Origin of the sequence: Rhodococcus sp. 05-340-2, from assembly GCF_002258915.1 — a bacterium.
Taxonomy (GTDB): domain Bacteria; phylum Actinomycetota; class Actinomycetes; order Mycobacteriales; family Mycobacteriaceae; genus Rhodococcoides.
The window spans coordinates 534,722-560,355 of sequence record NZ_NOYU01000027.1; the positions used below are offsets into that span (position 1 = coordinate 534,722).

Below are 25,634 nucleotides of genomic sequence, written 5' to 3' on the forward strand. Positions count from 1 at the left end.
TCTTTCTGAACTCAGGCTGCGGACTCCACGATCACCGGATTCGCCGGTGCACCGTCCTCGGAGCCACCTGTGACCCCGCCCGCTGCGATGGCGTCGAGGGTTTGCAGACCGGCGTCCGAGATGGTGCCGAACACCGTGTACTGCGGCGGCAGCACCGAATCGGCGTACACGAGGAAGAACTGGCTGCCGTTGGTATCGGGGCCTGCATTGGCCATGGCCAGCGTTCCGCGGGGGTAGACCACCGGATTCTCGGCCTGCGCCGGATCGTCGGTGTACGCGGTGGTGGGGTACTCGTTGGCGAAGGTGTATCCCGGTCCGCCTCGACCGGACCCGGACGGGTCACCGCACTGCAGCACCTCGAGGCCCGGTGACGTCGTCAGACGGTGACAGGGCGAGCCGTCGAAATATCCCTGCTGGACGAGGCCGACGACGCTGTTGACGGTGCACGGTGCCTGCGTCCGGTCGAGCGTGATGTCGATCGGACCCTGATTGGTGGACAACGTCACATCGACGTTTCCGTACACGTCGATGTTGTCGGTCGCGGGAGCCTCGACCTCCTTGGCGGCCGGGGACTCGGCCGGATACGAGCAGGACACCGTGTCGGTCGTCGGCTGCGGCACGGGCGGCAACGCGCCGAAACGGGACAGATCGAGGGCAGGCCGCGGCGCGGGTGATGCGGTGGTCGTCGTCGTTGTCGACGACGGTGTGGTGGCCGGTGCAGCTGTCGGTTCGGCCGAACTGGAACACCCTGCGAGTACCAGCGCGGTGGCCGAGACCGCGATCGTCAGCGCCGAGGTGCGCTTCACAGGTCGCTCAGCATGGACGTGATGTCGACCGGTTCGGCGGGGGCTCCGTCGGATGCGCCGCCCTCCACTCCCTTGGCTGCGATGGCGTCGAGAGTGGCGAGTCCGGTCTCGTCGATGGTGCCGAACGCGGTGTAGGCGGGCGGCAGTTCCGAATCGCCGTAGACGAGGAAGAACTGGCTGCCGTTGGTACCCGGGCCTGCGTTGGCCATGGCCAACGTTCCGCGTGGGTAGGAGATCGGGGTCTGAGCAGCGGGGTCGCCCTCGGCATAGGTATCGGTGGGGAATTCGTCGGCGAACTGATAGCCCGGTCCGCCGGAGCCGGTGCCCGTGGGATCGCCGCACTGCAGAACCTGCAGGCCCGCGCCCGTGGTGAGTCGATGGCAGGTGGTGCCGTCGAAGTAGCCCTGATTGGCGAGCGAGACGAAACTGTTGACCGTGCACGGAGACTCGGGATTGTTCAGCGTCAGCCCGATGTTCCCCGCAGACGTGGTCATGCTGTAGCTCAGCGGCTCGTCGCTGGTGGGGACGTTGTCGGTGCGCGGGGGAGTGTTCTCCTTGGCCGCAGGCTGTGTCGCGGCGGGATAGGAGCAGTTCACCGTCTCGGGCAGCGGCTCGGTGCGCCCTGCTGCGATGATCGAATCGGCGGGCGCCGACGTCGTCGATTCCTGGGCGGTGCTCGCATCGTCGTCACCGCGGGTCACCACGAACACGACCGAGACGACGGCCACGACCGCGACGACACCGAGAATGGAACCGGCGATCGTCAATTGCTTACGACGTCGCGCTCGCTCGGCGCGGCGTACGAGTTGGCGTTCGAGCTTTCGTTTGGCAGCCTCGCGCCGTTGCTCGTTGCTGGGCAATTCGTGTTCCTCCCGCTTGTCGAAAAACGACCTCGCCCGCTCGCTGCACGGACCGATCGTGTGGTAAACGGCCGAGAATCGGCCAACGCGAGTTTGCCATCACTGCCTGAGAGCATGCTGGGGGGACCCGGCGGGAGCGGCCCCACTAAGCTTGCTCGGTACTTCGGCCTCAGCCTTTAGGAGCGTTTGTCTTGCTCGTCACCGGATTCCCCGCAGGCATGTTTCAGACGAACTGTTACATCCTGGCCCAGGACGACGCGTCCGAGTGTGTCGTCGTCGATCCCGGTCAGGACGCCGCTGATCCGTTGATCGACTTCCTGACGCAGTCCTCGCTCACCCCCACCGCAGTACTGCTCACGCACGGTCATCTTGACCACACGTGGTCGGTGGAGCCGATCTGCGCAAAGTACGGCATCCCGGCGTACATCGCACCCGAGGACCGCTACATGCTGTCCGATCCGATCAAGGGAACGGGTCCGACGTTGGCGGCAGTGCTCGGCGACCTCGAGTTCCACGAACCGGCCGAGGTGATCGAGCTCACGGACGGTCTACGGCTCGAGCTGGCCGGCATCGAATTCACGGTGGTGCACACTCCCGGGCACACCCAGGGGTCGGTGCTGTTCCTCGCCCATGCCGACGGGCCCGACGGATCGGTTCCGCTGGCCCTGACCGGGGACACCCTCTTCGCGGGATCGATCGGGCGCACCGATCTGCCCGGCGGCGATCACGACCAACTGCTGAGGTCCATCGCGACTCGGCTGCTACCGCTGAGCGACGACACGGTGGTGCTCCCGGGGCACGGCGGACAGAGCTCGATCGGCCAGGAGCGCGGGTCCAACCCGTTCCTCGTTGGACTCACCGACCCCGAGCAAGGAAAGCTGTGAGCGTGAGCAAGCCGACCGCCTTTTCCGCCCCCAAGGGGATTCCCGATTACTTTCCCCCGAACTCGGCCGAGTTCGTCGCCGTTCGCGAAGGGCTGCTCGACGCGGCCCGCAACGCCGGCTACGGCCACATCGAACTGCCGATCTTCGAGGACACCGGCCTGTTCGCCCGCGGGGTCGGGGAGTCGACCGATGTGGTGAGCAAGGAGATGTACACGTTCGCCGATCGTGGAGACCGATCGGTGACGCTGCGCCCCGAGGGCACCGCAGGGGTCATGCGCGCGGTGATCGAGCACGGTCTGGATCGGGGAGCACTGCCGGTCAAGCTCGCCTACGCCGGGCCGTTCTTCCGTTACGAGCGCCCACAGGCCGGGCGGTACCGGCAGCTGCAGCAGGTCGGTGTCGAGGCGATCGGCGTCGACGACCCGGCGCTGGACGCCGAGGTCATCGCCGTGGCCGATGCCGGTTTCCGTGCCCTCGGGCTCACCGGGTTCCGACTCGAGATCACCTCGCTCGGTGACGACACCTGCCGCCCGCAGTACCGAGAGCTGTTGCAGCAGTTCCTGTTCGCCCTTCCCCTCGACGAGGACACGCGTCGACGTGCCGAGATCAACCCACTGCGGGTGCTCGACGACAAACGGCCCGAGGTGCGTGAAATGACCGCGGACGCGCCGTTGATGCTCGATCACCTCTCCGATTCGGCGAAGGAACACTTCGACGAAGTGCTGGCATACCTGGACGTGATGAACGTTCCGTACCTGGTGAATCCGCGGATGGTGCGTGGCCTCGACTACTACACCAAGACGACGTTCGAATTCGTGCACGACGGGCTCGGCGCACAATCGGGCATCGGCGGCGGTGGACGCTACGACGGATTGATGGAACAGCTCGGTGGGCAGGCGCTCTCCGGAATCGGGTTCGGTCTCGGCGTCGATCGCACAGTGCTGGCACTCGCCGCCGAGGGCAAGACCGCGGGCGCGACGGCACGATGCCAGGTCTTCGGCGTTCCGATGGGGGCCGGTGCCAAGCTGGCGATCGTCGACATCGCGGCTCAGCTTCGCGAACGAGGAATAGCCGTGGACATGGCCTACGGAAATCGCGGAATCAAGGGTGCCATGAAGGCCGCCGACCGATCCGGCGCGCGGTTCGCGTTGGTGCTCGGCGACCAGGAATTGGCTGCGGAATCGGTTCTGATGAAAGACCTTTCGAACGGCGAGCAGGAGACCGTTCCGATGGCCGACGTGGTCGATGCCCTCGGAGCGCGCCTTGGCCGGTGATCCTCGGCCCGGTGACTCCGGGTCCAATGCGGGGCCGGTAGCCCTGGACCTGGTCTCGGTGGAGTTCCTGGCACCGCGCCTGCGCAAGATCATCGTCGGGTCGGCCGCGATCGGGATTCTTCTCGCCGTCGTCCTGGCGCTGTTCGCGCCGGTATGGGTTGCAGTTCTCGTCGGGGTGATCGTCGGCGGTCCCGCAGTACTGTCGGGTTGGCTCGGTCTGCGCCGACGGGTGTGGCTCGACGGCCCGCAACTGTGCGCGCGGGGGTTGCGCACTCGCCGGCTGAAGATGCCGGAGGTGGTGACGGCCGAACTGACGATTCGGACGGCCGGAATCGATCAGATCTCGCTGCGGCTCTACGACGGGCGTACCCACATCGTGCTTCCCCTAGCGCTCTACACCAGGGATGGGGGCCGTGAACTGCCGATTCTCGCGTTACGCACCCTCGCCGACTCCCTGTGGACCACCGAGCTGGTGCCTGCCGCGGCGATCGCATCGGTGCTGGTGGATCAGCTGCGCGCCGAGGCACGCGACGCCGGACTCGACCAACGGCCGCTCTACCGCGCCGTCGAACTCGTCCGGAGCAAAGGACGAACTCCGCAGGCGACGCTGACCGACCGTGAGGTCGCTCAGCTGCTCGACTGAGTCGTGGTCAGGTGACCAGGAAGGCGTCGAGCACGACGGCTTCGGCGGAGCGAGATCCGGACGTGACGACGAGTGCGCGGTTGAGATAGGTGAACTTCGGAACTGCGGTCGACACGCTGAGGGTGCCGCGGAAGTAGTAGGTGGCGGGATCGACCTCACGTTCGGGATCGTTCAGAGCGTCGATGACGTCGGCAGGCCCGAACTGAACCCCGCGGTAGTCGAGCGAGAGGTAACCGCCGGTCGCCAATTCGAGAACGAGATCGCTGCTGAACTCGGTGCATCCGTCCGGCCGAGTGACGCTGACGACGGTCGACCCTGCTGCGAGGGTGCCCTCGATGTCGGGGCCGGGAGCTGCGCCGCCGAGCACGGTGGTGACCACCCGCTCACCGGCGGGTACCGAACCGATGTCGATTCCCGGTCCCAGCGTGAGGCCGAGACGCAGAATGGGTTCGAGGGTCGGTGTGTTCGGGGCGGTCACGGCGGTGCACTCCTAGGATCGACTGTGGGCCTACGCTATCGCCCTCCGGTGACCACACCCGAGCGGGTACCGGCGGGGTCGGCCGGCCTTGACACGACATAGAACAAATGTTCGACTGTGTGCATGCGATGGGCCGGTCAGACTCTCGACGCCGCGGACGACGGGGCGCTCCCGGGGCTCGAGCGGTCCGGGCTGGTCCGAAGCGTGCAGACGCCCGAGTTCGAGGGCATCACCTTCCACGAGGTGCTGTGCAAGAGCGCCCTGAACGAGGTGCCGAGCGAATCGCAGGTGCCGTTCTCCTGGACCGTCAATCCGATGCGTGGGTGCTCACACGCATGCCGGTACTGCTTCGCTCGCCCGACGCACGAATATCTGGATCTGGACTCCGGCAACGATTTCGACACGCAGATCGTCGTGAAGACGAACGTGGCGGCGGTACTGCGCAAGGAACTCTCACGCCGGTCGTGGAAACGGGAGCCGGTGGCCCTCGGTACCAACACCGACCCCTACCAACGCGCGGAGGGTCGATATCGGTTGATGCCCGGCATCATTCGGGCACTGACCGAATCGGGCACGTCGTTCTCGATTCTCACCAAGGGCACCTTGCTGCGGCGTGATCTGCCCCTGTTGACGCTCGCCGCGCAGCAGGTCGACGTGCAGGTGAGCATCAGCCTGGCCATTCACGACGCCGACCTACAGAAGCAGCTCGAGCCCGGAACCCCCAGTCCGCGAGCGCGATTGGACCTCATTCGTGCGGTACGTGATGCGGGACTGGACTGCGGGGTTCTGGTGGCACCGGTCATTCCGTTTCTCACCGACGGGGCCAAGCAACTGGACGGTCTGATCGGTGCCCTGGCCGAGGCCGGTGCGACGACCGTGACGGCCCTGCCGATGCATCTGCGTTCGAGCACCAAGGACTGGTACATGAGCTGGCTGGTGAAGGAACACCCCGCGTTGGTGCGTCGATACCGTCAGCTCTACGGACACGGGGCGTACGTGACTCCCGAGTACAAGCAGTGGCTGAAAGCCAGAATCGATCCGCTGCTCGACACCTACGGGTTCGCCGCAGAGCAGACCCGCTCGCTGCCCGCCAACGAGCCGGCCGATTCCCGAGAACTGGTGACCTCGGGGCCCGCTCTCACCCTGTTCTGATCGGTGCCGGTTCAGGGATTGTTCAGATCGCGTGCCGCGAACGTGTCGCAGGCCGCCACCTGTCCGGTCTCGTAGCCCGCGGTGAACCACGCCTGTCGCTGCGCGGACGAACCGTGAGTCCAGCCCTCGGGGTTGACGCTGCCCGTGGATGCCTGCTGAATTCGGTCGTCGCCCACCGACGATGCCGCGGAGAGGGCGTCGTCGATGTCGGTGGTGGTCAGCGGCTCGAGGAACGGAACCCCGGTGTCCGGGTCGACGGTGTCGGCTGCGTAGTGCGCCCAGATTCCCGCGTAGCAGTCGGCCTGCAACTCCACTTTGACGCCACCGGACTCGGGTCCCTGCGGATCGGCCTGGGCGCGGCCGATGTCGCCCAGTTGGTTCTGCAGGTGGTGGCCGATCTCGTGCGCCACCACGTACTCCTGCGCCAGCGGGCCGCCGCTGGAGCCGAACTGGTCGACGAGAACCTGAAAGAAGCTCGTATCGAAGTAGGCGGTGGAATCGGCCGGGCAGTAGAACGGCCCGACGGCGCTGGTGGCGTTGCCGCAGCCGGTGTTGGTTGCTCCCGAGAACAGATTCACGCCGGGTTGAACGTAAGCGACACCGGTCTGCGCTTGCAGCTGAGATTCCCAGACGGTGTCCAGACTCGATACCGTGAATCCGATACGGCAGTCGATCTTGCTGTTCGCTTCCGCCTCTGTCTCGCAGCCCTCGAGGGTCCCCGAGGCACCGGAGTCGACCTGCCCTGCAGAGCTGTCGCCGCCACTGATCTGATTGAGAATCGAGCCGGGATCTCCGCCGAAGAGCAGTGCGATGACGATGATGATCAGGCCGCCTGCACCACCGCCGATGGCGAGTTTGCCACCGCGTCCGCCGCCACCGCTGCCGCCGACGGAGACTCGACCCCGCTCCATCCGCGAACCTTCTCTGAAGGTCATGCCCGAGTTCCTCTCCGCCGAGCTCCCACCCTGTGGCGAGAACACACATCGCTGCTGTCGGCCATAGCTTCGCACGCCGCGGCGCGATCTCGTTTCCTTCTACGGTCATGTGCTCCGTAGGATCGGTGAGCGAAGAACACGATCAGCGGATTTTTCTCGAAAGGACACCCGTGCTGCGCACCCACCTCGCCGGCTCATTACGCCCCGAGCACGTCGACCGAACCGTGACGCTGACGGGATGGGTGGCCCGCCGACGCGATCATGGCGGCGTCATCTTCATCGATCTGCGCGACGCGTCCGGTGTGTCCCAGGTCGTCTTCCGCGAGGGAGCAGCACTCGAGCAGGCGCACCGCCTGCGCGCCGAATACGTCGTGAAGGTGACCGGCAAGGTCGAAGGCCGCCCCGAGGGTAACGCCAACTACGAGATCCCGACCGGCGCGATCGAGGTAGAGGCCTCCGAGATCGAGGTTCTGTCCGAGGCCGCACCGCTGCCGTTCCAGCTCGACGACCAGCCGGGTGAAGAAGCGCGTCTGAAGTACCGCTACCTCGATCTGCGTCGTGAGGGCCCCGGGCGTGCCATTCGCCTGCGCTCGCACGTCAACGCCGCGGCCCGATCGGTGCTCGCGCATCACGAGTTCGTCGAGGTCGAGACTCCGACGCTCACGCGATCCACCCCCGAGGGTGCCCGCGACTTCCTGGTGCCGGCGAGGTTGCAGCCGGGTAGCTTCTACGCTCTGCCGCAGAGTCCGCAGCTGTTCAAGCAGCTGCTCATGGTCGGCGGCATCGAGCGGTACTACCAGATTGCTCGGTGCTACCGAGACGAGGATTTCCGCGCCGACCGTCAGCCGGAGTTCACGCAGCTCGACGTCGAGATGAGCTTCGTCACCCAGGACGACGTCATCCTGCTGGCCGAGGAGATCCTGGCCTCGCTGTGGAAGCTCGTCGGCCACCACTTCACGGCTCCGATTCCACGGATCACCTACGCCGAGGCGATGCGTCGCTACGGTTCGGACAAGCCCGACCTCCGCTTCGACATCGAACTGGTCGAATGCACGGACTTCTTCTCCGACACCACGTTCCGAGTGTTCCAGGCCCCGTACGTCGGCGCGGTCGTCATGCCCGGTGGCGCGAGCCAGCCCCGAAAGCAGCTCGACCGGTGGCAGGAATTCGCCAAGCAGCGAGGCCACAAGGGCCTCGCGTACGTTCTCGTCGGTGAGGACGGCACGCTGGGCGGCCCGGTTGCCAAGAACCTGACCGACGCCGAACGCGACGGCCTTGCAGCACACGTCGGTGCGAACAACGGCGACGCGATCTTCTTCTCCGCGGGCCCGGTCAAGGCATCACGTGGATTGCTCGGTGCAGTGCGCGGCGAGATCGCTCGCAAGCTCGACCTGATCGACCCGGAGGCATGGGCGTTCGTGTGGGTCGTCGACGCTCCGTTGTTCGAGCCCACGTCCGACGCCACCGCCAGTGGCGACGTGGCCGTCGGGTCAGGTGCGTGGACTGCAGTGCACCACGCCTTCACGTCGCCCAAGCCGGAGTCGATGGACACGTTCGACACCGACCCCGGATCTGCTCTGGCCTACGCCTACGACATCGTCTGCAACGGCAACGAGATCGGCGGTGGCAGTATTCGTATCCACCGCAAGGACATTCAGGAACGGGTGTTCGCGATCATGGGTATCGGCAAGGAAGAAGCTCAGGAGAAGTTCGGCTTCCTCCTCGATGCCTTCTCCTACGGCGCACCGCCGCACGGCGGCATCGCGTTCGGCTGGGATCGCATCACTGCGCTGCTCGCCGGAGTCGATTCCATCCGTGAGGTCATCGCGTTCCCCAAGTCCGGAGGCGGCATCGACCCGTTGACCGACGCACCCGCACCGATCACGCCGCAGCAGCGTAAGGAATCGGGCGTCGACTTCAAGCCGGAGAAGAAGGAAGAACCGGCCGAAGCCTGAGAAGGTTCGAAGACGAATGTCCCCGTAACGCTCTGCGCCACGGGGACATTCGTCTGTTCGAGAGTAGTTCGGGAGCAGTCGGGTCAGCGTGCGGGGGACAGCGGACCGCCGGTTAAGACGCGGTACGCGTAGTTGGTGGCGATCACCGAAATCGGAATGGTGAAGAGCAAACCGAGGCCACACAGCAGAGCACCGACGATGTTGATCGCGGCCAACAGCAGGAGGAGCAGCAGCAGCGGGCCGAAGTTCTTGACGGTCAGGTCGACACTGGACTTGATGGATTCGATCGCCGACTGGTTCCGATCGATCAGGAACGTCAGGGCGAAGTTGGCCAGGAAGCCGATCACGATCAGAAGAACCGTTCCGAGGAACGGGATGAAACTGAACACCACGCTGACGACGGTCCAGATCAACGCCAGGATGGCGATCTGCCCGACGTTGGTGAGTTGAAAGAACCGCCCAAAAGACGGCTTCTCGGGTGCACCGGTCTCGTCCAAAGCTCCGCGAACATAGGCGGCGTTGACGAAATACGACGCGAACGTGGCGATGGCCGTCATGACGATGGCCACCCCGGATGTCGTGGTCGTGAAGGTCGTGTCGCCGGCGTCGGCGGCTGCCATTGCTGCGCTGAACGTCGAGACGAAGATCACGGCGAGTCCGATAGCGCTGACGGCCCAGACGATGGCGGTGATGCCCAGCCACGGGCCGACGTTGGCCTTGAACTTCGCGAACCCGTAGCTCAGCGCCGCGCCTGCGTCCAGACGACCGGGATTGGGACCCAGGGGCGTGTGCCCGTACCCCTGGTTGCCGTAATTTCCGTAATTGCCGGGAGGCGGTGGGTACGCCCCGGGAGGCGGCGGATAGCCGCCGGGTGCGCCGCCCTGCGGTGGAAAGTTTCCGGGCGGGGGTGGGTAGCCACCGGGAGGCGGGTAACCACCCTGCTGTGGGTAACCACCCTGCGGCGGGTAGTTGCCCTGCGGTGGGTAGTTGTCCGGAGATGGGTAGCCGCCGGGAGGCGGGTAGTTTCCGGGCGGGGGCTGGTACCGACCACCAGGAGGCGGTGGAGTGTTTCCCGTGTTCGGCGGGGGAGTGTTCGGCGTTTCGGGGCGGTCGGGATCGGATCCCTCGCCGGGCCGCGGTTCGTCGGTCGAGTTGTCGCTCACGTCGTTCTCCTGGTCTGTGGTCGAGACGAGTGGGGTGCTCTGGGGCACCGAGGCCCGGGAACACCCGAACGCAGACGAGCGGGCCTCCTGGAATGTCGGAGGTCCGCTCGTGCGTGGACGGGTTGTTACGAGATGCTGATGACTTGGGTTCCGCCGGCGATCTCGTCGTGCTTGCCCTGCTTGGTCGGGCTCGAGTTGATGGTCACCGCAATGACGATGTACGCCACGATCACCAGAACGTTGCCCAGCAGCGGTACCACGTTCAGCAGCATGAACGCGTTGCGCTTGGCTGCCTCGGCCTGAGTGGGCAATCCGCCCGCTGCGCCGAGGGTGCGCAATCCGAGGGCCTGCTTGCCCAGGGTCTGGCCACGGGAGGACTCGAGCAGCGTGAAGTATGCGAAACCGAGGACGGCGGACACGAGACCCAGGAGGAAAGTTCCGAAGAACCCGCTCGGCAGAATCACGTACAGGACGAACTGGACGACGGCGAGAATCAGCCCGTCCACGAAGCGTGCCGCGAACCGTGATCCGAGGCTGCCTGGCTGCGCGCCGCCGGGCAACTGCGAGCCCATTCCGAATGCCGCGTTGCCACCCACGGGCGGAGGTGGGTAGTTGCCCGGGGGTGGGTAGTTGCCGGGTGGCGGGTAACCGGACGCCGGATTCGTGGGGTACTGGGGTTGGTTCGGATCCGAGCCGTACTGCGGTCCGTTGGGTGGATTGTCGCTCACGAAATTCCCTTTGGTTGCAAAGTGTGGCGTGCGTCGAACGAATACTCGATTCTCGCTGAGCGAACCGCACCACGAAGAGGGTGTCAAGCAGTACACACCCGCCCGGTCAGTACATTTCGGACACGATTTCTCGCCGAGCGCACCGGGCCCGGTCCTACTAGGGTTGGGTGTTCTACCCATTCCGGGACTATCACGAGGGGCTCGCCGTGGGCATCAAGGTTGCACTCGAACACCGCACCAGCTACAAATTCGACCGCACCGTCAAGATCTTTCCGCACGAAATTCGGCTGCGACCGGCACCGCATTCGCGTACACCGATCGAGGCGTACTCGCTGAAGATCGAACCGGCGGAGCATTTCGTCAACTGGCAGCAGGACGTGTTCGGAAACTTCCTCGCTCGGGTGGTCTTCCCCGAGCGAACCGACCATCTGTCGATCACCGTCGGACTCGTCGCGGACATGGCGTCGATCAATCCCCTCGACTTCTTCGTCGAGGAATGGGCCGAGCACTTCGGGTTCGCGTACGAAGAGCACGACCTTCCCGACCTCGAGCCGTACCTGCGCCCGGTGGACGAGGGCAAGGCCGGATCCGGACCCGGCCCGGTGGTCTCGGCCTGGGTGGAGAAGCTGCAGGCGGCCGTCGTCGAGCGCGGAGAATCGTTGCGCACCATCGATTTTCTCGTGATGGCAAACCAGGCCGTCATGGGGGACGTCGGGTACTCCGTGCGCATGGAACCCGGAGTGCAGACCCCTGATCTGACCCTGACGTCCGCCGTCGGGTCGTGCCGCGACTCGGCATGGTTGCTGGTGTCGGTACTGCGTCAGATGGGTCTGGCGGCGCGTTTCGTTTCGGGTTACCTGGTGCAGTTGTCCTCCGACGTCAAGTCGTTGGACGGCCCGTCCGGGCCGGTGGAGGACTTCACCGATCTCCACGCCTGGACCGAGGTCTATCTCCCCGGTGCGGGCTGGGTCGGGATGGATCCGACCTCGGGCCTGTTCGCCGGCGAAGGCCACATCCCTCTGTCGGCGACGCCGCACCCGTCGACTGCCGCCGCCATCTCCGGTGCGACGAGCAAGTGCAAGGCCGAACTCGACTTCTCGAACACCGTCGTGCGCGTCCACGAGGATCCGCGAACGACCTTGCCCTACACCGCCGAGCAGTGGGAGTCGATCAAGGCGACAGCCGAGAAGATCGACAAGCGGATGCTCGATCAGGACATTCGTTTGACCGTCGGCGGCGAGCCCACGTTCGTGGCGATCGAGAATCAGGAAGCGCCCGAGTGGAACACCACGGCCGATGGCCCACACAAGCGCAAGCTGGCCAGTGTGCTCGCCGAACGGCTTCGCACCATCTACGCACCGGACGGTCTGGTGCAGCGCAGTCAGGGCAAGTGGTACCCCGGTGAACCGCTGCCGCGGTGGCAGGTGGGACTGTTCTGGCGCACCGACGGTCAAGCCCTGTGGCACGACTCCGACCTGATCGCCGATCCCTGGTTGGCGGAAGATCTGCGCCCGGAGCCGGTGGACAACTCGGCGTCGCAGGAACTGATCGACGAGTTGGTCAAGGCGCTCGGACTGCCTGCCTCACAAGCGCGTCCCGCCTACGAGGACCCGTTGGTGAAACTGTTGGATCTGGTTCGCCAGCCCTACGGTGACCCGCCCGCCGACGACGAGGATCTCGAACCGGGAGCCGATTCCGCGGACGCCAGAAAACGACTGCTCGAACGGCTCGATGCCAGCACCGACGAGCCTGCGGCCTTCGTGCTGCCCATCTCCCGTACCGATGACGGGTCCGGCTGGGAGAGCTCGGACTGGAAGTTGCGCCGTGGCCGAATAGTGTTGTTGGAAGGCGATTCTCCCGCGGGTCTGCGGCTGCCACTGCGAGCGATCTCCTGGGACGGCGGACCCGTCGAGAACCCGGCGGACCCCACCGCTCCCAAGGCGGATCTGCCCACACCGCAGCTGACCCAGCAACCGCCGCGTGCGGTGAATCCGGCCGAGTCGCGGTACGCGCAGTTGGTGAACGAGACGTCCGGGGTGGGCGGCACCGCCGTCACCGCGCTGGTCGCCGAGGTCCGTGACGGCGTCCTGCACGTGTTCATGCCGCCGATGGATCGGTTGGACGACTTCGTCGACCTCGTTTCACGCGTCGAGCAGGCGGCGTCGACCATCAGCACGCCCGTCGTGATCGAGGGCTACGGTCCGCCGTCCGATCCGCGTATCCAAACCCTCACCGTCACACCGGATCCCGGTGTGATCGAGGTCAACGTGCAACCGACCTCCTCGTGGGCCGAACAGAACGAGCTGATGGAGCGTCTCTACCTAGAGGCGCGTCAGTCCCGCTTGAGCACAGAGGGATTCGACAACGACGGCACCACTCGTGGAACGGGCGGTGGAAACCACATCACCCTCGGCGGCGTGACGCCGGTGGATTCACCCGTTCTGCGTCGACCGGACCTGCTGGTCTCGCTGCTGACTCACTGGCAGCGGCACCCGTCGCTGTCGTACCTGTTCTCGGGCCGCTTCATCGGCACCACGTCGCAGGCTCCTCGCGCCGACGAGGGCCGCGAGGAATCGCTCTACGAGCTCGAGGTCGCGTTCAGCGAGATCGAGCGACTGACCGGGGCCGACCGATCGGCGTCGCCCTGGGTCGTCGACCGAGCGCTGCGGCACCTGCTCACCGACATCACCGGCAACACCCACCGCGCCGAGTTCTGCATCGACAAGCTCTACAGTCCCGACTCCACTCGCGGACGATTGGGACTGCTCGAACTGCGCGGGTTCGAGATGCCGCCGCACCATCAGATGGCGATGGTGCAGTCACTGCTCGTGCGATCGATGGTCTCGCGGTTCTGGGACACCCCGCTGAAAGCACCTCTCATCCGGCACGGTGCCAACCTGCACGGTCGGTACATGTTGCCGCACTTCGTCATCAACGATATCGGTCGTGTCGTCGAGGACCTCCGTGAGCACGGCATCGATTTCGACACCAGTTGGCTCGATCCGTTCACCGAATTCCGTTTCCCCCGAATCGGTACCACCGTGGTCGGGGACGCCGAGATCGAATTGCGTGGCGCGATCGAGCCATGGAACACCCTCGGCGAGGAGTCGACGTCCTCGGGCACCGCGCGGTACGTGGACTCTTCGGTGGAACGAATCCAGGTTCAGGTCGCCGGAGCCGACGCGGGCCGATACATGGTGACGTGCAACGGGGTGCCGGTGCCGATGTTGCGCACCGAGCGTCAGGACGTGCAGGTCGCCGGCGTGCGTTACCGCGCTTGGCAGCCGCCGAGTGCACTGCACCCGACGATCGAGGTGCAGAGTCCACTGCGTTTCGATCTGGTGGAAATGCAGACCGGACGCGCGGTCGGTGGGTGCTCCTACCACGTCGTGCACCCGGGCGGGCGCTCGTACGAGGGGCCTCCCGTCAACTCGGTGGAAGCCGAAGCACGCCGCAACGGCCGCTTCGAGGAGGGCGGGTTCACCTCGGGCAAGGTGGACGTAGCAAGATTGCTCGAGATGCACGCTCGCCAAGCGATCGATGTGTCCGCGCCCGGCATGCTCGACCTGCGCCGGACCGGAGTCATCACGTCCTGACGCGCGACTGCACAGGAGAACGAGTCGACCGGTAGCGATCGCGGTCCGACGCGTATCGGGTGGTTCCGCAGGCAGCGGAGTCACCCGGCGGCGGAGTGTGATCGACCGACGGAAGGAACAACGGCTCGATGGTGCCCGTGGATACCACCCTGAGTGGAGCCGGCAGGAACGATGATGTTTCGAGTGGAGCCGGCAGGAACGAAGAAGTGTCGACCGGAGCCGGGTTGCCCTGGCTCGCGTATCGCGGTCGGCGCGAGGCCGTGAGCGGTCGCGTCGATCGGTTCGACGAGATGCTCGACGCCGACGACGCCGTGCGTCCGCATTGGGCGGAGTTGGTCGACGGGATGCGTGAGGCCGGCCCGGGTGCCATGCAGACGTTGCAGTCGCGGGTGAGCCGTCTGGTCGACGACCACGGCATCACGTACAACCCGATTCCGTCGGGTGGCAGCGAGGCGGTGCCCAGTGCTGTTCGGTGGGGGTTGGACAGTGTTCCGTTGGTTGTCGCGGCCGACGAGTGGGATCGTCTGGAAGCAGGTTTGGTTCAGCGGTCGATGCTGCTCGACGCGGCGCTCACCGACATCTACGGTGCCCAGGAAACCGTTCGTCGGGGGTTGATTCCGCCGGAGTTGGTCTTCGGCAACCCGGGCTATCTGCGGACGGCGCACGCGATCACCATTCCGGGACCGCATCAGCTGTTCATGCACGCCGCCGATGTCGCCCGAGGTTCCGACGGCGAATTCCGAGTCATCGCCGACCGCACGCAGGCACCGTCGGGAGTGGGCTACGCGCTCGCCGATCGGCGAGTGATGTCGCGCGCGATGCCCGAGTTGTTCCAGGCCAGCAATCCCAGGCCGCTCTCGACGTTCGCTCGCGCAGTGCGATTGGCGCTTCGCGACGCGGCTCCCGCATCGGCCGAGAACCCGGTCGTGGTGGTGCTCAGTCCCGGTTCGCATTCCGAGACGGCATTCGATCAGGCTTATCTGGCAACGGTTCTCGGCTTTCCTCTCGTGGAGAATGCCGATCTCGTCGTCCGCGACGGTTGTCTGTGGATGCGGTCGCTGGGCAAGTTGCGTCGGGTGGATGTGGTGCTGCGCCGAGTCGACGCCGAGTTCGCCGACCCACTCGATCTACGCCCGGATTCACACCTGGGTGTCGTCGGTCTGGTCGAGGTGCTGCGGCGCGGGGCCGTGAGCGTGGTGAACACCCTCGGTAGCGGTGTGCTCGAGAACCCGGCTCTGCTTCCGTTGCTTCCGGCGTTGAGCCGTGCCCTGTTGGACGAGGACCTGATTCTCGGTTCGGTGCAGACGTACTGGGGCGGTGATCCGAACCAGCTCTCGCACATCGGAAATCGGCTGCGTTCGCTGGTGCTGCGGTCGACCACCTCACGTCGCACGGTGGTGGGGCACGATCTCACCGATGTCGCAGCCAGGGAGCTGTGGAATCGAATCGTCGCCGAGCCGTGGAAGTGGACCGGGCAGGAAGTTCCCGAGTTCTCGTTGGCTCCGGTCGGTTCGTCGATCGACGGCGGATCGGGTTCCCAGTTGTCGGTGGCCCCAGCACAAGTGGGGATGCGGCTGTTCACGGTTGCGCAGCGCGGCGGGTACACACCGATGCGCGGCGGTCTGGGGCAGGTGGTGCTCACCGCACCGGTCACCGATCCGCTCATAACGGTGGCGTCGAAGGACGTGTGGGTCAAGTCGGTGGAACGGGTCACCCCGGCCGACTCGGCACCGCACACTCCGCCCGCCACGGTGGAGGAGTTGCCGCAGTACGCCGCGTCCAACGTCGATGTCGTCAGCTCTCCACGTGTACTCGGCGACCTGTTCTGGTTCGGCCGCTACAGCGAGCGTGCCGAGGACATGACTCGATTGCTCATCGCTGCGCGCGAACGCAATCAGGACTACCGCTCGATGCCGTGGCTCGAAGGCAGCGAAAGTCTGCCGATCCTGCTCGAAGCGGTCACGAAGGTCTCGCGCACCTGGCCGGGATTCCTCGACGAGAAGAACCGCGGCGACGCGATCGTGGAGATGCGCTCGCTGATGCTCTCGACGGGACGTATGGGTTCGCTGGCGCAATCGGTGGACCGGATGCAGCAGGCGGCGCGCGCGGTCCGCGACCAGCTCTCGAACGACACCTGGGCGGTTCTGAACCGCATCGACACCGCGCTCGAGGAGCTGGCCGAGTCGCCGGTTCACAACGGCGCACAACTGGCGTCGTCGCAGTCGAGTGTGCTGCGTGGTCTGCTCGCGCTGGCCGGCTTGGCGTCGGAATCGATGGTGCGAGACGCGGGCTGGTATCTGATGGACGCCGGCAAACGGATCGAGCGTGGTCTTCAGCTGACTGCGCTGCTTTCGGCCACGCTCAGCCACGCTCTCACGCCGTCCACCGAACAGGCGGTCATCGACTCGGTGCTGTCCGCGGCGGAGTCCTCGGTGATCTACCGCAGACGTAACAGTGGGCGCGCGCGTCCGGCAGCCGTCGCGCAGTTGCTGTTGTTCGACGAGGGCAACCCGCGGGCCTTGGTCTACCAGCTCGATCGGCTTCGAGACGACCTGGGTTCGTTGCCCGACGCCTCGGGTACGTCGCGGCCCGAGCAGCTCGTCGAGCAGATGCGGGTGCGATTGCGACGGGTCGACCCGGGTGATCTGGAATCGGTCGACGCGAACGGCCGACGGGTGGAGTTGATCGAGCTGGTGGACGGCATCCACGACTCACTCGAGGAATTGTCTCGCGTCGTCCTCGCCACGCACATGTCGTTGCCCGGTGGCACGCAGCCGCTGTGGGGTAGCTCGAACATCCGAACTGCGAACGGGGTGCGGTGATGAGTCGTCGGTACCGAATCAAGCACATCACCACCTACACGTATTCCGACCGCGTGACCTCGTCCTACGGGCGGGGATTCCTTGCGCCGCGGGACATGGACGGGCAGCACTGCGTGGAGAAGTCGGTCACGGTGGAGCCGCCACCCACGGACCAGTCCTTCGGAGTGGATGTCTACGGCAACGAAGACGTGTACTTCCATGTGACGAACGATCACGAGAAGTTGGTCGTCACGGCAGATTCGCTCGTCGAGGTGTATCCGCGCCCGATGGACGAGACCACGTCGTGGCCGGCGACGGCATCCTGGGAGTCCGCTCGGATGGCGCTGTTCGGTGCGAACGTGCCTGCGGATCCGGCCCGTGCATCGGCTGTGGAGTTCGCTCTGGATCTGCCGACCCCGGAGATCGCCGACGAGGTACGCGCCTACGCTGCGCCCAGCTTCTGGCCCGGTCGACCGCTGGCGGACGTCATCGTCGATCTGACACATCGGATCTTCACCGATTTTCGCTATCTTTCCGGTTCGACGACGGTCTCGACCACCGTTGTCGATGTCCTCGCCGCGCGATCAGGGGTGTGTCAGGACTTCGCTCGCCTTGCCATCGCGTGCTTGCGGTCCCAGGGTCTGGCGGCCCGGTACGTGTCGGGATACCTCGCCACCGAACCTCCTCCCGGCAAGGAGCGGATGATCGGTGTCGACGCGACCCACGCGTGGGCAGCGGTGTGGATGCCGAACGATCGCTGGCTCGCCTTCGATCCCACCAACGATCAGCTGGTCGACGAGCGGTACGCGACCGTGGCGTGGGGACGCGACTACGCAGACGTACCTCCATTGCGAGGGGTGATCTACACCGAGGCGGAGGAGAGCACCATCGCCGTATCGGTGGACGTTGCACCGCAGTAGCGAACCCTGCATAATTCGGTGGCCCGGGGGTAACCGACCATCTGGTCGAATCTGCGAATGCAACGTGCGAAAAGCCGCAAAACGGACAATCGTTTCTCATTCGTAGCCACCGAGACGGCACAGCAGAACACACCGAACGGGTAGCTTGGACATCGATGACCGCAACACTGGCAGACCCTGTATCAGAGGTAGTAGCAGCAGCTCAGCGACTCCTCACCAAACGCACCGGAGCTCCGGTGACGTTGATCGACCCGGTGAATCTGGGGGGTAGCGGCCAAGCGATCGTGTTGCGAGTTCGAGTCTCCGAGAACCCGTTTCAGCTGCCCCGCACCCTGGTGATCAAGCAGGTTCGCGACCTGCCCGACGAATCGGAACTGCACGCCGAGCTGGCCGACATCTCCGGTTCCAGTGCCTTCCTTCGCGAGGCGGCGTCGTACCAGTTCGCCAACGCTCTGGCCACGGACAGCAGGCCAGGACCCGAGCTGCACGCCTACGATCTCGATGCGCGGCTGCTGGTTCTCAGCGATCTCGGCGACGCCAGTCCCATCACCACTCTGCTGCGCAACTCGGACGAAGCCGCGGTGACCAACTCGTTGATGGCCATGGCTCAGGCGCTCGGCCGCATGCACGCCGCCACCGTCGGCCGCGAGGACGACTTCGCGGCTCTCCTGCGCCGGGTGGGGCAACCCGACTCGACCGACGGGATCTCCGCCCAGATACCCGATGCGCTCGCCGAGGTTCCCGGCCTGCTCACCGATCTCCTCGGCGTCGGAACGACCCCGGATGCGATTCTCGATCGCGTCTCTCGCAGCGGGCGGTTGTTCGCGCACGGTGCCTTCCGTGCCTTCAGCCCGTCCGACCTGTGCCCCGACAACATCATCGTCAACGACGAAGGTGTGCGGTTCCTCGATTACGAGTGGGGCGGATTCCGTGACGCCACCCTCGACATCACCTATGCGCTGGCGTCGTTCCCCGGTTGCCTGTGCAGCTTCGAGCTCTCGCACGATCGCGAGCAGGCCATGATCGACGCGTGGCGCTCGGAAGTGGTGGGTATTTGGCCCGCGTTGGCCGACGACACGACGCTGGCGAGCAAGATCCTCGACGCGCGTCTGATCTGGGTATGGCTCAGCACCTACTGGTTCCTGCCCGACGATCACACCCGCATCGCAGCGGCGCGTGCTCACCATCTGTCGGTTCCGCGGTCGCAGGCGCTGATGTCGCGGTGGGCGGTCCTGGCAGACAGTGCTGCGCGCGTCGGCGAGACCGGTATCGCCGAGTACGCGACGTCGGTCGGAACCGCGCTGCGCACGAAGTGGGAGCGCTGAGGAAGACGTCGTTCGCGCATCCGGCGGTCGGATCGGTAGCGTTCGACCGGTGAGCGGCGGTTTCGGAAGTGACATCTCGGGCGGGGACATCTCGGGAAGCGACGAGTTCGGCGACGACGGACTCTTCGACACGCCTGCGGCACCGGAGGCCACGGTCGCCGAGTCCCGTCCGACGTCCACCTACATCAGGCCCGACGCCCCGCTGGCGGTGCGCATGCGTCCGACGAGCCTCGACGAGGTGGTGGGGCAGTCTCATCTGTTGGCTCCCGGGGCACCGCTGCGCCGGCTCGTCGAGGGCTCCGGTGCATCCTCGGTGATGCTCTACGGTCCACCGGGAACCGGCAAGACGACGCTGGCGTCGTTGATCTCGGGCGCGACCGGACGCAAGTTCGAGGCGCTGTCGGCCCTGTCGGCCGGAGTCAAGGAAGTACGCAACGTCATCGAACTGGCGCGACGGCGACTTCTCTCGGGCGAGCAGACGGTGCTGTTCATCGACGAGGTGCACCGCTTCTCCAAGACGCAGCAGGATGCATTGCTGGCAGCCGTCGAGAATCGCATCGTGTTGTTGGTCGCTGCGACCACCGAGAACCCGTCGTTCTCGGTGGTCTCTCCGCTGCTGTCCCGATCGTTGGTTCTGCAGTTGCAGCCGCTGGGATCCGAGGACATCGAGTTGTTGCTCACTCGCGCCGCGAACGATCCGCGCGGACTCGACGGTGCGGTGACCATCGCCGAGGACGCGATGGATCATCTGGTGCGTCTCGCGGCCGGTGACGCCCGACGAGCGTTGACGGCCCTCGAGGCGGCGGCAGGTGCCGCGACCGACGGAACGCTCGACCTCGCGACGGTCGAGGCCAGTGTCGACAAGGCCGCCGTGCGCTACGACCGCGACGGAGATCAGCACTACGACGTCATCAGTGCGTTCATCAAGTCGATCAGAGGGTCCGACGTCGACGCCGCCCTGCACTATCTGGCGCGGATGATCACGGCAGGCGAGGATGCGCGGTTCATCGCGCGGCGCCTCGTCGTGCACGCCAGCGAGGACATCGGGATGGCCGATCCCACGGCTTTGCAGACGGCGACGGCCGCTGCCAGCGCCGTGCAGATGATCGGGATGCCCGAGGCGCGGTTGGCGCTGGCGCAGGCGACGATTCACCTGGCGACTGCGCCCAAGTCCGGTGCCGTGATCGGCGCACTCGGTGCGGCCATGGCCGACGTCGCGGCAGGCAAGTCCGGATCGGTTCCGCCGCATCTACGCGACGGCCACTACAAGGGAGCGCAAGGGCTGGGAAACGCCGTCGGGTATCGGTACCCGCACAGCAGTCCTGGAGGCGTACTGGGGCAGCAGTATCCGCCGGACGAACTGGTGGGCGTGAACTATTACGAGCCCACCGAACACGGTGCCGAGCGCGAAATCGCGACCAGGGTGGGGAAACTGCGGCGCATCATCCGAGGCCGATAGGCCCTCGAGTCGGCACAGGGTCTCGGACGCTAACCTGTATCAGTGCAGACCCATGAGATCCGCAGGCGTTTCCTCGACCATTTCGTGAAGGCGGGGCACACCGAAGTACCCAGTGCGTCGTTGATCCTCGACGACCCGAACCTGCTGTTCGTCAACGCGGGCATGGTTCCTTTCGTGCCGTTCTTCCTCGGTCAGCAGACGCCGCCGTACAAGACGGCGACGAGTGTCCAGAAGTGCGTGCGCACCCTCGACATCGAGAACGTCGGTATCACCACCCGCCACAACACGTTCTTCCAGATGGCCGGCAACTTCTCGTTCGGTGACTACTTCAAGCGCGACGCGATTCGGCACGCCTGGTCGTTGTTGACCGACAGCGTCGAGGACGGTGGGTACGGGTTCGACCCCGAGCGCATCTGGGCCACTGCATATCTCGACGACGACGAGGCGATCGAACTCTGGAAGGAGATCGCAGGCCTGCCCGACGAGCGGATTCAGCGTCGAGGAATGGCCGACAACTACTGGTCCATGGGCATTCCCGGCCCCTGCGGCCCGTGCTCGGAGATCTACTACGACCGTGGACCCGAGTTCGGTGCCGAGGGTGGTCCCGAGGCCGACGAGGATCGGTACATCGAGATCTGGAACCTCGTGTTCATGCAGAACGAACGCGGCAAGGGAATCAGCAAGGACGACTTCGAGATCCTCGGTCCGCTGCCGAAGCAGAACATCGACACCGGCATGGGCGTCGAGCGCGTCGCCTTCCTGCTGCAGGGCGTGGACAACGTCTACGAGACCGATCTCGTCCGGCCGGTGATCGCCAAGGCCGAGGAGCTCTCGGGACGCGCCTACGGTGCCAACCACGACGACGACGTGCGCTTCCGCGTCATCGCCGATCACGCCCGCACCGCCGCGCTGCTGATCTCCGACGGCGTCAACCCCGGTAACGACGGGAGAGGCTACGTACTGCGCCGACTGCTGCGCCGCATCGTGCGCTCGGCACGCCTGCTCGGTGCCCCGGACGAGACGATGGCGCAGTTCGTCACCGTCGTGCGCGACACGATGGCCGAGTCCTACCCGAACCTCGTCACCGACTTCGATCGCATCCTCACCGTCGCAGTGGGGGAGGAGACGGCGTTTCTCAAGACCCTCACCTCGGGTTCGCGGCTGTTCGAGGGTGCCGCCGAGGCGGTCAAGGCGTCGGGCGCGAAGAAGATCGGCGGCGCAGAAGCATTCGCGTTGCACGACACCTACGGGTTCCCGATCGATCTGACGCTCGAGATGGCCGCCGAGGCAGGCCTGTCGGTCGACGAGGACGGTTTCCGGTCGCTGATGGCCGAGCAGCGCACCCGGGCCAAGGACGACGCCCGCGCCCGCAAGCACGCACATGCCGACCTGACGGTCTACAAGGATTTCGTCGACGGTTCGCCGACCGAGTTCACCGGATTCGACGAACTCGGCTCCGAGGCAACGGTATTGGCCTTGATCAAGAACGGTGTTCGCGTTCCGACCGCGGTTGCGGGCGAGAGCATCGAGATCATCCTCGACCGCAGCCCGCTCTACGCCGAGTCCGGTGGTCAGATCGCCGACATCGGCACCATCACCGCACCGGGCCTCGGCGTCAAGGTCAACGATGTGCAGAAGATCGCCAAGAAGGTCTGGACGCACAAGTCCGTGGTCGAGTCGGGTCAGATCACCGAGGGCGACACCGTGCACGTCGACGTCGACCACGCGTGGCGCAAGGGTGCGACTCAGGGCCACTCGGGTACCCACATGGTGCACGCGGCGCTGCGACAGGTCCTCGGGCCGAACGCGACCCAGGCCGGATCGCTCAACAAGCCCGGCTACCTGCGCTTCGATTTCTCGTGGCAGGGCGCGCTCTCGGAGGCGCAGCGCGACGACATCGAGAATGTCGCCAACGATGCGGTCGGTTCGGACTTCGCGGTCAACACCATGGTCACCGACCTCGACAGTGCCAAGAAGATGGGCGCGATGGCCCTGTTCGGCGAGAACTACGGCGACGAAGTGCGCGTCGTCGAAATCGGCGGACCGTTCTCGATGGAACTGTGCGGTGGTACGCACGTGCAGCACTCGTCGCAGATCGGCCCGGTCACCATTCTCGGTGAATCGTCGGTCGGCTCGGGAGTGCGCCGAGTCGAAGCATTCGTCGGCCTCGATTCCTACCGCTATCTCGCCAAGGAACGCGCGCTGCTGGCCGGCATCGCGTCCTCGCTGAAGGTGCCGTCCGAGGAGGTCCCGGCTCGCATCGAGACCCTCGTCGAGCGTCTGCGTGTCGCGGAGAAGGAACTCGACGCGGTCAAGGCCGCTGCCGTGCTGGCCTCGGCGGGCGAGTTCGTCGGAAAGGCCGAGCGGTTCGGCGATCTGCGGGCGGTGATCGCGCAGGCACCCGACGGTGTCGGCGGCAACGACCTGCGCACCCTGGTGACCGATATCCGAGGCCGGCTGGGCGCGGATCCGGCCGTGGTGGTGCTGTTCGGCACCGTGAACGGCAAGGTCCCGTTCGTGGTCTCGACCAACAAGGCAGCTCAGGATGCGGGCATCGCGGCAGGCGATCTCGTGGCGGCCTTCGGTCCGAGCATCGGTGGCCGAGGCGGCGGCAAGCCCGAGCTGGCACAGGGGTCGGGATCGGACGTCGCCGGAATCGCAGCCGGTATCGACGCCGCCCGGGCTCGACTGACCGAACTCACCCACTGACGATCGTGGTAGCTCAGGGGCGCGGCCCCGATCGGCCGGGCGTCGACGATCCCGGCCGCGGCCGTCGTATCGGCATCGACGTCGGTAGTGTCCGCATCGGCATCGCCTCGAGCGATCCCGACGGTGTACTCGCCACGCCGGTCGAAACCGTGCCGCGATCGAAGATCAAGGGTCCCGAGGCGCCGGACGTGGTGCGTGTGGCGGAGATCGTCGCCGAATACGAAGCCGTCGAGATCGTGATCGGACTACCTCGGACGCTGCGCGGAGAGCGCGGCAGTGCGGTCGACGCAGCCGAGAGATTCGGCCGTTCCCTGCACCGGCGGTTGGGTGATGTGCCGATTCGGATGGCCGACGAGCGACTGACTACCGTGAGTGCTTCGCGCGCGCTACGGGACAGTGGAGTGCGAGCCAAGAACCAACGATCGGTGATCGATCAGGCTGCGGCGGTGGCGATACTGCAGGGCTGGCTCGACGAGCGCCGTGCCGTATCGGAACGTGCAGCGAACAATTCAGGATCGACGGAGGTCGACGAGTGAACTACGAAGGGTCCGATCGGGACCGGCGAGATGCGCGCTCGGACGAGGCGCACACCGACCCGATCGGCTATCGCGTGGACGAGGGCAGTGAGTTCCACCGCAGCATGCAGGGCCATCCGCAGCGTCAGGAGCCGCACCCTCGGGCCTCTCGCAACGCAGACCGGGAGCCCGGTCACGAGTCCGAGCGCGCAGCGGTGCCACAGGAGGTCGGTCGCAGCCGCGCCGCGACCCGCAAGGACCGAGCTGCGTCCAGCCGCAAGCGTCGCGGCCGGCTGGTGGCTCTGGTGCTCGGGCTCGTTCTGATCGTGGCAGTGGCGGGCGGAGGGTATTTCGCGGTGAACAAATTCGGCAATCGCACGACACCGAACGCCGACTTCACCGCAGGCTCGCCGGGTGACGGTGTGGTGATTCAGGTTCATCCCAACGACACCGCGCAACAGATCGGTACCCAGGCAGCGGACAAGGGTGTGGTGGCCAGCTCGGGGGCGTTCCTCGAAGCAGCGCTCCTGAACAACGCCATCACCTCGGTTCAACCCGGCTTCTATCTGCTCACCAGCAACGTGCCTGCCTCGCAGGCCGTGGGTCAACTCGTCGACCCCGCATCCCGAGTGGGCAACATGGTGATCTCGGAGGGCCGCCAGCTGCACGACGCGCGCGACGTGAACACCGGTGCCGTGAAGAAGGGCATCTACACCCTGATCTCCGAGGCCAGCTGTGTGGACCGAACCGGTAGTGGAACCCCCACGTGCGTGAGCTATGACGACCTCAACGTGGCCGGCGCTGTGGACGACCCGGCTGCTCTGGGCGTTCCCGACTGGGCCACCGATCGCGTCGAGGGAGTCCCGGACCGCGATCGGCAGCTCGAAGGCCTGATCGCCGCGGGAACCTGGGACTTCGACCCCAGCGCGACTCCGACCGACATTCTGAAGCAGTTGGTGTCCGAGAGTGCGACCCGCTACGAGGACACCGGGATCCTCACCGCGGGCACCAACTCCGGGCTGACTCCGTACGACACTCTCGTCGCCGCGTCGCTCGTCGAGCGTGAGTCGCTGCCGCAGGACTTCAGCAAGGTGGCCCGGGTGATCCTCAATCGCCTCGCCGTGCCGCAGAAGCTCGAGTTCGATTCGACGGTCAACTACTCGCTCGATACGACCGAGGTGGCCACCACCGACGCCGACCGCGCCCGCGTCACCCCGTGGAACACCTATGCCAGCGAGGGGCTGCCGGCAACCCCGATCTCCTCGCCGAGTATCGGGGCGGTGCAGGCGGTCGAGATGCCTGCCGACGGTGACTGGCTGTACTTCGTGACCATCAACCAGGCGGGCGAAACCCTGTTCACCCGCAGCTACGAGGAACACCTGGCGAACATCACCAAGGTCGAGGGCGGCTTCCTCGACAGCGGCCGCTGAC

General features: G+C 65.9%; 19 protein-coding genes. 13 read left to right on the forward strand and 6 right to left on the reverse strand.

Features of this window, described 5'->3' with window-relative positions; genetic code table 11:
* Positions 1–11: 11 nt before the first annotated feature.
* The gene (locus tag CH271_RS17580) at positions 12–806 is read right to left on the reverse strand and encodes a peptidylprolyl isomerase (protein ID WP_094634343.1); all 795 of its coding nucleotides are present in this window, start codon (positions 804–806) and stop codon (positions 12–14) included.
* Positions 803–1,666 (reverse strand): peptidylprolyl isomerase, encoded by an 864-nt coding sequence (locus CH271_RS17585; protein ID WP_037189419.1) that lies wholly within the window; start codon positions 1,664–1,666, stop codon positions 803–805. The genes CH271_RS17580 and CH271_RS17585 overlap by 4 nt, the downstream gene beginning before the upstream one ends.
* Positions 1,667–1,857: 191 nt before the next feature.
* Here CH271_RS17585 and CH271_RS17590 point away from each other — a divergent pair, with 191 nt between their 5' ends.
* Genes CH271_RS17590 through CH271_RS17600 form a run of 3 tightly spaced genes read left to right on the forward strand, consistent with a single transcriptional unit; the run spans position 1,858 to position 4,467 of the window.
* A complete protein-coding gene (locus CH271_RS17590; protein WP_094634344.1) occupies positions 1,858–2,550 on the forward strand; it encodes an MBL fold metallo-hydrolase in 693 nt (230 codons plus the stop codon).
* Positions 2,551–2,552: 2 nt separating this feature from the next.
* Positions 2,553–3,824 (forward strand): histidine--tRNA ligase, encoded by a 1,272-nt coding sequence (hisS, locus tag CH271_RS17595; protein WP_037189417.1) that lies wholly within the window; start codon positions 2,553–2,555, stop codon positions 3,822–3,824.
* The gene (locus CH271_RS17600) at positions 3,796–4,467 is read left to right on the forward strand and encodes a hypothetical protein (protein ID WP_230596214.1); all 672 of its coding nucleotides are present in this window, start codon (positions 3,796–3,798) and stop codon (positions 4,465–4,467) included. Before hisS ends, CH271_RS17600 begins: the two co-directional genes overlap by 29 nt.
* A 7-nt stretch (positions 4,468–4,474) precedes the next feature.
* Here the strand turns inward: CH271_RS17600 and CH271_RS17605 are convergent, their stop codons facing one another.
* Positions 4,475–4,945: a DUF3237 domain-containing protein gene (locus CH271_RS17605; RefSeq protein ID WP_037189416.1), complete on the reverse strand. Its 471-nt coding sequence runs from the start codon at positions 4,943–4,945 to the stop codon at positions 4,475–4,477.
* A 123-nt stretch (positions 4,946–5,068) separates the two neighbouring features.
* Here CH271_RS17605 and CH271_RS17610 point away from each other — a divergent pair, with 123 nt between their 5' ends.
* Positions 5,069–6,097 carry an Rv2578c family radical SAM protein gene (locus tag CH271_RS17610; RefSeq protein WP_037189415.1) on the forward strand — a complete coding sequence of 343 codons (1,029 nt, stop codon included), beginning with the start codon at positions 5,069–5,071 and terminating at the stop codon, positions 6,095–6,097.
* A gap of 11 nt (positions 6,098–6,108) precedes the next feature.
* Here CH271_RS17610 and ypfJ read toward each other — a convergent pair whose 3' ends face one another.
* Positions 6,109–7,032 (reverse strand): KPN_02809 family neutral zinc metallopeptidase, encoded by a 924-nt coding sequence (gene ypfJ / locus CH271_RS17615; protein ID WP_094634345.1) that lies wholly within the window; start codon positions 7,030–7,032, stop codon positions 6,109–6,111.
* Between the two features lie 170 nt (positions 7,033–7,202).
* Here ypfJ and aspS point away from each other — a divergent pair, with 170 nt between their 5' ends.
* The gene (aspS, locus tag CH271_RS17620) at positions 7,203–8,987 is read left to right on the forward strand and encodes an aspartate--tRNA ligase (protein WP_037189413.1); all 1,785 of its coding nucleotides are present in this window, start codon (positions 7,203–7,205) and stop codon (positions 8,985–8,987) included.
* Between the two features lie 83 nt (positions 8,988–9,070).
* Here aspS and CH271_RS17625 read toward each other — a convergent pair whose 3' ends face one another.
* Together CH271_RS17625 and CH271_RS17630 are read right to left on the reverse strand one after the other, a co-directional pair.
* Positions 9,071–10,150 carry a hypothetical protein gene (locus tag CH271_RS17625; RefSeq protein ID WP_094634577.1) on the reverse strand — a complete coding sequence of 360 codons (1,080 nt, stop codon included), beginning with the start codon at positions 10,148–10,150 and terminating at the stop codon, positions 9,071–9,073.
* Positions 10,151–10,275: 125 nt separating this feature from the next.
* On the reverse strand, positions 10,276–10,878 hold the full coding sequence (locus CH271_RS17630; RefSeq protein WP_252342148.1) for an RDD family protein: 603 nt from the start codon (positions 10,876–10,878) through the stop codon (positions 10,276–10,278).
* A 206-nt stretch (positions 10,879–11,084) separates the two neighbouring features.
* Here CH271_RS17630 and CH271_RS17635 point away from each other — a divergent pair, with 206 nt between their 5' ends.
* The 8 genes from CH271_RS17635 to CH271_RS17670 all read left to right on the forward strand — a co-directional run bounded on the left by CH271_RS17635 (position 11,085) and on the right by CH271_RS17670 (position 25,633).
* Positions 11,085–14,474 (forward strand): transglutaminase family protein, encoded by a 3,390-nt coding sequence (locus tag CH271_RS17635; RefSeq protein WP_094634579.1) that lies wholly within the window; start codon positions 11,085–11,087, stop codon positions 14,472–14,474.
* A gap of 128 nt (positions 14,475–14,602) precedes the next feature.
* Positions 14,603–17,296 carry a circularly permuted type 2 ATP-grasp protein gene (locus tag CH271_RS17640; protein ID WP_094634346.1) on the forward strand — a complete coding sequence of 898 codons (2,694 nt, stop codon included), beginning with the start codon at positions 14,603–14,605 and terminating at the stop codon, positions 17,294–17,296.
* On the forward strand, positions 17,296–18,195 hold the full coding sequence (locus CH271_RS17645; protein WP_094634347.1) for a transglutaminase family protein: 900 nt from the start codon (positions 17,296–17,298) through the stop codon (positions 18,193–18,195). Before CH271_RS17640 ends, CH271_RS17645 begins: the two co-directional genes overlap by 1 nt.
* 155 nt (positions 18,196–18,350) lie before the next feature.
* Complete coding sequence (locus CH271_RS17650) at positions 18,351–19,520, forward strand: kinase (protein ID WP_037189411.1); 1,170 nt, start codon at positions 18,351–18,353, stop codon at positions 19,518–19,520.
* 49 nt (positions 19,521–19,569) lie between these two features.
* Positions 19,570–20,979 carry a replication-associated recombination protein A gene (locus tag CH271_RS17655; RefSeq protein WP_170946025.1) on the forward strand — a complete coding sequence of 470 codons (1,410 nt, stop codon included), beginning with the start codon at positions 19,570–19,572 and terminating at the stop codon, positions 20,977–20,979.
* A 42-nt stretch (positions 20,980–21,021) separates the two neighbouring features.
* Positions 21,022–23,688 carry an alanine--tRNA ligase gene (alaS, locus tag CH271_RS17660; protein WP_094634348.1) on the forward strand — a complete coding sequence of 889 codons (2,667 nt, stop codon included), beginning with the start codon at positions 21,022–21,024 and terminating at the stop codon, positions 23,686–23,688.
* A 5-nt stretch (positions 23,689–23,693) separates the two neighbouring features.
* On the forward strand, positions 23,694–24,224 hold the full coding sequence (ruvX, locus tag CH271_RS17665) for a Holliday junction resolvase RuvX (RefSeq protein ID WP_094634349.1): 531 nt from the start codon (positions 23,694–23,696) through the stop codon (positions 24,222–24,224).
* Entirely contained in the window at positions 24,221–25,633 is a 1,413-nt protein-coding gene (locus CH271_RS17670; RefSeq protein ID WP_094634350.1) for an endolytic transglycosylase MltG, read from the forward strand. Before ruvX ends, CH271_RS17670 begins: the two co-directional genes overlap by 4 nt.
* The last annotated feature ends 1 nt before the right edge of the window (position 25,634 follow it).